Below are 8,893 nucleotides of genomic sequence, written 5' to 3'. Positions count from 1 at the left end.
TGCTGGGACTCTTCCTGAACTTGGACAAGTTGAGAGTAAAACCGCTTCAATTCATTTTGAAGGTGATGGTTTTGAGACTGTGACTGCTGCAATATTGCTTCGGTCTGACGCTGCTGAGCTTGGGACTGTTCCAATTCTCCTAGAACCTGGACAAGTTGAGAGTGCGATCGCTTCAATTCCCTGCTGCTGCTGCGAAGTTTAGACTGCGACTCTTCTAATTCTCCCTGAACTTGCCCAATGTGAGAACCCAATCGCTCCGCTTCCAAATGAATATGCTCTACTTGGGATTTGCAACGTGCTAATTCTGCCTGAGTTTGATGCAGTTTAAAACGAGTTCGCTCTAATTCCCACTCACTCTGATGCAGTTGAGAATTCTTGTTTGCTAACTCTGCTCTATTCTGATGCAGTTGTGACTGCGACTGTTCCAATACTGCCTCAGTGGAGTGCAGTTGTGACTGCGATTCCTCCAATATGACCTGAGTAGAGTGCAGTTGAGACTGCGATTCCTCCAATATGGCCTCAGTAGAGTGCAGTTGAGACTGCAATTCCTCCAATACTGCCTCAGTGGAGTGCAGTTGTGACTGCGACTGTTCCAATACTGCCTCAGTGGAGTGCAGTTGTGACTGAGATGACCCCAACTCTGCCTGAGTTTGATGCAGTTGACCTTGATACTCTTGCAGCAGTGTCTCAGCTTGTTGCATTTGATCTTGGAATTGTTCCAATACTTCCTGAGTTTGATGCAGTTGATTTTGATACTGTTGCGCTTCCCCCTGAATCTGTTGCAGCAGAGCCTTACACTCTTCCAACTCTTCTCTAGTCTGGTGCAACTGAAACTTATAGAGATCCAATTCTTCTGTTGCTGATAGTGTTGTTACATTTTTATGGCCTCCTGAACCATCGCTTGGGGGGCTTGTTTGATAATAGGGAGCGCAGATTTTTGCAACTTCATCTTGGGCTATATTAAACTCACTAAAAGCAATAATGTTTCCATAGCCACCGTTCGGATAAAATATAGAATCGGGTTCTAAACTGGACGACTGCAACTCAAATGTTCTGGCTTCTGTATCAAGCGCATTATCTATCATAATGCTGCAATTGTATCCGCACTCCTTCAATGCTCTGATACACTCCATAGTAGCGCTCACATACTTGGGCGACCAACCATATTGACCTTTTTCCTTAGAGTCGCCACCCCCATATTCAAACATAACTACGCTTGGCCGCCAAGCTTTGGGTAATTCCCCCAATTTAGTAATAACGGTAGACTCCGCACCTTCTATGTCTAGCTTTAAACAAGTTACTTTTTGAGCATTTATGTTTAACAGTAATTTAGATAATGTCAATGATTGTACTTCTCGTGTTTCTGTAGAAACACCAAACCAGTCCGACTCAAGAGAAGCATAATTACTATCCAATCCACCAGCCACATTTCCTAAATGAATAGTCTTAGTGCCGTTGACATCTGATAGACAGGCTTCTATCAAAGTTATGCCGTCATATTGACACAAAACCCGCACTCCCTCGACAGGAAGGGGTTCAACGGCGATAGTTTTAAATCCCAGCATGGAAAACATCTCGCAGTAAAATGCAAATGTTCCTACGCCAACATCAATACAAAGGCCTTCTCGCTTTTCGTCTACCAAGGGAAGAACATAGCTTAAAATTCTTTGACAACAAGCTTCAACGCGCATTCCAGATCCTCCTTGGTTATGATGATTCAGATTAAAATTACAAAAATTACTATCTAATAAATATTTTACCTCAACCAGCCATGATTTGTAACGCTCTGTTATCCAGTTAATTTCTTCTTGTTCTAGGTCAAACCTCCAAACACCTATAGCTCCGGAGTTCTTTGAAATGTGGTTGTGGTGTAATAAAGTCTTTGAATCGTACAACTGTTGCCTTGAGGCATTGAGTTGAGTATTTTGAATGCCACCCGCCGTTAAACTTAATATTACTTTTTTAGCATTCTCAACCGAGCATTCTTTATTCACCCATTCTATTGTATCTTCACTGGATTTGATTCCTAAAAATAAAACTACTTCCCTTATTGCTTTAGCTATATCTATAACAATACTTTCATATTTGTGTATTAAAATATTGGGTACATTTTTGAGCTTATAATATACTTCAATTGCAGCGTCAAGACTTGTGATCAGAGCCTTCCCCTTAACCTTGTCTTTTTTCTTCAGGCTTGCAGCTACATCTCTAATATCTCTGTAAATGTAACAAATTTTTACACAGCCCTTTAAGCTCATTTCGACTGCTTTTGGATAAAAATCATGGATTTTAATGACATGAAATAGATCGTCTTTACCCCACTCTAAAAATTGCTCTTGCAAATTAAATAGCTGATTTCCCTCGAAAAAACCTTCTCCTTTGCCTATATCTAGTTTTTCTACAAGGCTGCGACAAATATTGTATTGAAGTGTTGAACCAGATCTAGCCATTCCGTTGCATATTACTAACATTTTTGTTAAATAGGTATACAAGTACACTACGTGAACCAGTCGCTCTAGGACAACCTACTCCTAAAAATGGTTTCTCAAAAGCTTACCACAAATGAGGGTAATTTTTGCCCGATCGCCCCAATGAACTCCAAATCAACTCAAGCCGTTGCCTTCCCAAGGATATCAGACTTCAGGCCTCTAAGGATGTTCCCGCAGGCACCAGGTATGATAGACAGGCGATCGCCCGCAAGCCCTAAGCCATCGAGCTTAACAATAGATATTACCCCAAAAATCAACACAGGAAGACGATCGCACTCAGGCGATCAAGCAACACGCGCGATCGGGTAAACTAGAAAGGTCGATCAGGTTCCACCTCTGTAGTGAGGAGTCACATCCCAACTCGCAAGACAAAACAATAAATTATGGATCTGTACGCAAAAAGAAGAGAAATAGCTTCTCAATACTTGAAAGGTGAGGGAATTGAGGTAGGACCGCTGAATGCTCCTCTAGAAATTCCTGCTGACGTTAAAGTTCATTACATAGATCGGATGCCAGTAGAAGAATTAAGGAGACACTACCCGGAGCTAGCTGGGGTCAATCTAGCAGATGTTGATATTATAGATGACGGTGAAACTCTTGCAGGCACACCAAATAACTCCTGGGATTTTGTCATTGCCAATCACATGATAGAACACTGTCAAAATCCGATCGGCGCTTTGGAAAACTTTTTGAGAGTTGTCAAACCGGGAGGAATTGTGTACATGGGCGTGCCGGACAAGCGCTATATATTCGATCGCGATCGGCCCTTGACTTCCCTCGACCACCTAATTCGGGACTACAAAGAAGGGCCGGAATGGTCAAGACTATCTCATTTTGAGGAATATGTCAGATTAGTCGAAAAATTTCCCGAACCGCAGGTAGCCTCTCGCGTACAGGCTTTACTAGATCTAGATTACAGCATTCATTACCACGTCTGGACGCCAGAGACTTTCTCTGAGTTAATTCAATACTTTCAGCAAAAGCTATCTGTGGGATTGCAAGTAGAACTATTCCAAGAAAATGGCGGCGAATTTATTTGTATTCTCAGAAAAACCTTGTACGATTAAAAAATTACTTTAATTTAAGCTTATGGAAATCATCGATTATTATGTTAAAACCGCCCCTAGCGTGCAGAATGCGGTAGATATTTTTCAAGGTGAATGGGCATCTAAATTACCTGGGGATTTGTCATTACTAAGTGCAGGACAAAGTGCTCTGTTTGAAGATGGTCGCATCACTTGGGCTATTGAGCAATTAGGGGGAGTTACAGGTCAAACAATCCTTGAACTCGGGCCGCTGGAAGCGGGACATACCTATATGCTGGAGAAACTGGGAGCAGCATCGATTACGGCAGTTGAGGCCAGCACTCGCGCTTATCTAAAATGCCTAATTGTTAAAGAAGCGGTAGGACTTCGCAATGCTCGCTTTCTTTGCGGTGATTGTGTAGAATATCTGCGGTTAAATCCGGGCAAGTTTGATACTTGTTTCGCCAGCGGAATACTCTACCACATGACAAACCCTGCTGAGCTAATCGGCTTGATTGCTAAAGTTTCAGACCGAGTTTTTATATGGACTCATTACTATGACGAGAATATAATCCGCAGCACTCCTTACCTTTCCCCAAGGTTTGCCGAGAAGACTGCTGCTGAGTATCAAGGCTTTAAACATATGCTTTACCGTCAGGAATATGGGGAATACAAAGGTGAAGTAAAAGCTGCTGGTTTCTGCGGCGGCAGCAGTCGATTTAGTAACTGGATGAGCCGTGAAGATATCATGTCATGTTTGACCTATTTTGGGTTAACCGACATCCGCATCAACTTCGATCAGCCTCACACTCCTCACGGGCCGTGCTTTGCTTTAGTAGCGATGAGGCGGTGAGTTCTAGATTGGTGGTGGAAGTTCGATCGCTTTTTGATAATAAGCGATCGCTTCATCCTACTCCGCAACAACAGACATAACTTCACTTAACTTGTCATGAGCCTCAGACAAATTTGGGTTTAAATAAACAGCCCTGCGGTAACATACGATCGCCCGCTCCTGCTTACCTTGCTGCAACAGAGTATTGCCAAGGTTAAAGTATTCCTCTGCCGTTGTTTCCGGTGCCAAAATCACGGCTGCATAAGAACACTCGACAGCTTCATCTGCCTTGCCAATTTCCGAAAATACCCTAGCCAAGTTGCGGTAAACACCAGCAAAATTCGGTTGAATCGCGATCGCTTTTTGGTAACAGGCGATCGCCTCTTGCCAATGTTGCTGCTGTGCGTGAATAGTCCCCAGGTTTGCTAAAGCTGGAGCAAAATCCGGCTGAATTTCCAGAGCGCGAAGGTACCAACTCTTGGCCTCATCCTGTTTACCCTGAGCTTGCAAGGCATTCCCCACAGTCTTGTAGGCCGGAGCAAATTTGGGTTTAATCTTTAATACTTGCTCGCAAATTGCGATCGCATCTTCTAACTTCCCTTGAGTCAAATACAATTCTGCCAGTTGACTTAACGGAACCGCTGCGCTCTCAATCTCTTGCATTTTAGTCTGAATTGCTATTAGCTGACACTTAGTTTTTTCTAGTTCTTCCTGAGTAAGACGGTACTTAACCTGCCCGCATTCCAGTTCCTCTTTAATTAGTCCAAATTCATCTTTAACTTGTTGCAGTTGAGTTGTAAATTGCTCAAATTCCCCAGAAGCTTGGTATGGTTGGGTCGGAGATTTTTCTAATTCAATTTGCATCTGATACAGCTTAGATTGCAAGCGCCACTGTTCCGTTAAAATCTGTGCTATTCGAGATTTAGATAAAACTGAATCAACAGCTTGTCTCAACTGAGGAACAAAACGTTGAATGGTTAAATCTTCTACCTCATTGCGATCGGTAGTGTCAAACATCCAAGGTCTCGGAACAAGTGCATCGGCTATACCTCGCAACATTTTTTCTTTGCTTTCTTGTAAAGAGCGAGTCGTATAATGATTGATTCGCAGCTTTTGCACGGAATTTGTTGTAGACCAAGGCCCCACTATCGGTTTTTTACTTTCTGTGGTGGCAACCCGATCGTCCAAATATGTAAAATCGTGAGGTGAAAGAGGGCGCATAGCCTCTACAGGACGCACGATTGATTTGATATGCTTGTTGATTTCCCAATCGTTTACGCCTCGTTTAGTAAAATTTTCTATTTGCAAGCCCTCTGGTCTAGTTTTGTGACCCGAAGATCCAAAAACCAGCCAATTAACTGCTACTGCTGGACAATCATCAAACTCCTCTAATACCTCTTTGAGATCGTCCTTTTCTGTCGGAAATAAAAACTCATCCAAATCAATAAAAGCTATCCACTCCGAGCCTTGCCTGTAGTTTTCTAGACAATGTTCGTAAGCTGGAAGTTGTCCTGGTATCAACGGCCAATCGTGCCAAATAACTTCGCCTGACTCAATGTACGGTTGAACAATCTCAAAAGGGTTGTCAGTGCTGTTGTTGTCGTACAAATAAAACCTTTCAACACCAGCTATTTTATGAAATTCCAACCACTCAATTAAATAGGGTGCCTCATTTTTGAGAATCGCGCACACACTCAGTTTGCACTTATTTCTGATATTTTCTTGCTGGGGTGTCGGCTTCTGATGGGGATTATCCCGCAGCAACGGCTCGCTATTCCAAGGATCGAAGGGAATCAGTTTGTTCTTTTGTAAATTCGGTCGGAAGAAAAATTTGCACCGTTCGTTCAGCATCGCTGCTGCAAAAGAAAACGTGCTATTTGAAGTAGCCAAAACATCGCACTGGCTCAATATGTAAAAATCAGGATAGAAAGGTGCTTCTGGCATCTCTACACCCAAATCTTTGGCTGTTATCGGGTTGTAATCGGCAAAATCCCCGACAACATTTTCGATTTCATCGCTAGCTATAAACAAAACTGGTTCATCTAGCGTTTCCCAAAAACCGTCCAACCATTCTCTGTACCATTCATTTGGAGCAATAGAAAGATAGGGCACGATATCGCTTGCCCAACTATAATCGCCGCGTCGCAAATGCAATGCTACAACTGTTTTGCCTCGTTTTCGCAAGCTGTTGACAGCTTCTTGCATCTTAGCTTCAACTTCCGAGACTGGTTTGAACAGCGAACAGAAATATTCTTTTTGCTGAGCGTGATACTTGGTATGAAACTGAAAAAATCCAAAAAAATCTGCGTTTGTAATTGGTTGTGGCGCGTTAAGTATTGCAGATTCTGAATTTTTATAGGGATATTGTTGCTCCACAACTTGAGGCAATGGATGAGAAATTGGCGGCTCATTGTGACCGAAAAGATATTGACCGGGCCATGCTGGCAACTCAAGCCGCATCCCGTGTTCTTTGGTGTACATTTTCAAGAAAGCATAGTCAAATATCTGATTGCCAAATCGCGCTATCTCAAATGCCGCCATCGTAATCAGCGGCTTCTTGACATACAAAGCATCGCCCCAGTAGGGATGGTGCGTTATCGTTGCCACCCGCTGAAAGCCGTGCTTTTCGAGAAATTCGTCCAACTGGTCAATTAAAGCGCAGCCGTCATACAGCTCTTCATAATTAACCTCCGTGTTAATTGCTGCTACATATTTCAACCAGTTAGCTGCTCCTTGCAAAGCCAACAGTTCTGCCCCTTGAATATCTATATTTAAGATATTAAAGTCATAAGGGTTGAGTTGCAGTTCTTGTAGCAGCGTATCAATCGTTCTTGACTGTACTTGAACTTGATGCGTTTCTTGAATATTTGGATAAAGTTCTAGATGGCGCTTCAGTTGCAAAATAGAACTGCTTTGGTCGGTGGAAGTCACGCGCAAGTTTACCGTACCATTTTCATTGCTAACAGCACAGTTCACCGCTTGAACATTTGGCACCCCAGCAATATTAGCTTGCAACCGTTCAAACACAACCGGGTTAGCTTCCACAAAAAGCACTTTTTGAACGCCCATTGCTTGATAAGTGCTGATTTCTGTGCCTTCGTGAGCTCCAACGTGAATAACTCCGTGCGGCACGATCCCATATTGACTGAAAATTTGCTGCAAGTCCAGCATTCGGGGTACTTCACCCAAAACATTTTGGCAGAATCGCTCATTTACAGCCAAGAAGTTACTGAACTCAAAGTTTTCATCCTCTGACAGCCAGGTAGGTTTATATTCTAACTTATCGGGGAGAATCTTAAAAATCGAATAGCGGAATTTTTGCAAATACTCAAATGCTTCTTTCAAGCTCGTTTTAGCATCTAGATAAGTTCCTCCATATTCAAATTGCAGATAATCTATTCTGCCTGTTTCTAGAAAATATTTGGCTCCATAAAGAACTTCTAATTCGCCACCCTCAACATCTATTTTGAGAAAATTAATTCTCTTAATGTCGTGGCGCTGACAGTAATTATCGATATTAGTGGTCAAAACACTAATTTCTTTGGGTGTATTGAGCAACCCTTGTTTTTCCACATCTAGTCGGCGGTAAAAGCTACTCAATAGTGGATTGGCTTCGTAATAATAAAATGTCTTAACTTCTTCCTTCTGCCCTACAGCTACATTGTTGGAAATTACTTGTTTATCCAGGTTCTGAATCAGCTTTTTGTAGACATGAGGAATTGGTTCAAACAGGTGAATTTCTACGTCATGTCCTTGGCTCAACACTTCCGCTGTCCAATCCCCAGCATTAGCACCTACATCAAAAACCACATTCCCTGCATTAATAAATCTAGCGACAACTTGGCTCTCACCACTATCTTGAAAGCTGCTATTTGTTATTTTTTCTGTTTCTTTCTTCTCTTCTGGATGCTTGGGCAAAGCAGTAGCTACCCGGAACTCACCTGTTCGCGAAAACTCTTCCCATGCCTTAGTATTAGCATCTTGACAAAACTGAGCTACAACCGATTTTGCTCGTTCAGGCACAGAAACTATGGCATCTTCAAAAATAACGGTATATCTGCTTGTTTTCGCCGATAGTGTAGCAATTATTTCATTAAGGCTTGGCCATTGTTCTATACGGTGAGGACTTGGTGGGGGAGACAAAAACAATCGAGCATCGTCAATCAGGATAAAATGTTCGCATTCAGAATTATTGATTATTTCCAATTCTTCAAGCAGCGGACACTCATCATTTTCTCCCGCTGTACCACCGCCCATCCAATGAGCATCTAACCAAAACAGAGCAGGCTCATTGAGTTGAGGAACGATTAATTTAAGTTGTTCTTTTGTATGACCCCACAAAAATTCTATATTTTTTACATGACTGTAAGCACTGGATGTAGATTCATATATGTGCTTAGCAAATTCTATTGTGAATACCTTTTGAAAATGCTCTGCCGCCCACACAGATGTGCTGCCTTGAAAAGTCCCCGTCTCTACAAATGTTGGCACATTATATTCATTTTTCAGCACCAACATTAGCTGTTTGCAATCTCCCAAACCCATCT

4 protein-coding genes are annotated in these 8,893 nt (G+C 42.4%); 2 read left to right on the top strand and 2 right to left on the bottom strand.

What is annotated here, in order from left to right; translation table 11 throughout:
- A partial coding sequence (locus QUA03_RS14435) for an FkbM family methyltransferase (RefSeq protein WP_333212981.1) occupies positions 1-2,450 on the bottom strand: 2,450 nt, incomplete at its 3' end.
- A gap of 422 nt (positions 2,451-2,872) precedes the next feature.
- Here QUA03_RS14435 and QUA03_RS14430 point away from each other — a divergent pair.
- Together QUA03_RS14430 and QUA03_RS14425 are read left to right on the top strand one after the other, a co-directional pair.
- Positions 2,873-3,556, top strand: coding sequence for a methyltransferase domain-containing protein (locus QUA03_RS14430; RefSeq protein ID WP_333212980.1), 684 nt, complete (start codon positions 2,873-2,875; stop codon positions 3,554-3,556).
- A 22-nt stretch (positions 3,557-3,578) separates the two neighbouring features.
- A complete protein-coding gene (locus QUA03_RS14425; protein ID WP_333212979.1) occupies positions 3,579-4,367 on the top strand; it encodes a class I SAM-dependent methyltransferase in 789 nt (262 codons plus the stop codon).
- A gap of 57 nt (positions 4,368-4,424) precedes the next feature.
- Here QUA03_RS14425 and QUA03_RS14420 read toward each other — a convergent pair whose 3' ends face one another.
- On the bottom strand, positions 4,425-8,891 hold the full coding sequence (locus tag QUA03_RS14420) for an FkbM family methyltransferase (protein WP_333212978.1): 4,467 nt from the start codon (positions 8,889-8,891) through the stop codon (positions 4,425-4,427).
- Positions 8,892-8,893: the final 2 nt, after the last annotated feature.

Origin of the sequence: Microcoleus sp. S36b_A4, assembly GCF_036700645.1 — a bacterium.
Lineage (GTDB): Bacteria > Cyanobacteriota > Cyanobacteriia > Cyanobacteriales > Microcoleaceae > Microcoleus.
This window is presented reverse-complemented; position numbering and strand designations above follow the sequence as displayed.

Excerpts from the sequence above, each read along its gene's own strand:
- QUA03_RS14430 (WP_333212980.1), top strand. The coding sequence starts at position 2,873 with ATGGATCTGTACGCAAAAAGAAGAGAAATAGCTTCTCAATACTTGAAA.
- QUA03_RS14420 (WP_333212978.1), bottom strand. The coding sequence starts at position 8,891 with ATGGGTTTGGGAGATTGCAAACAGCTAATGTTGGTGCTGAAAAATGAA.
- QUA03_RS14425 (WP_333212979.1), top strand. The coding sequence starts at position 3,579 with ATGGAAATCATCGATTATTATGTTAAAACCGCCCCTAGCGTGCAGAAT.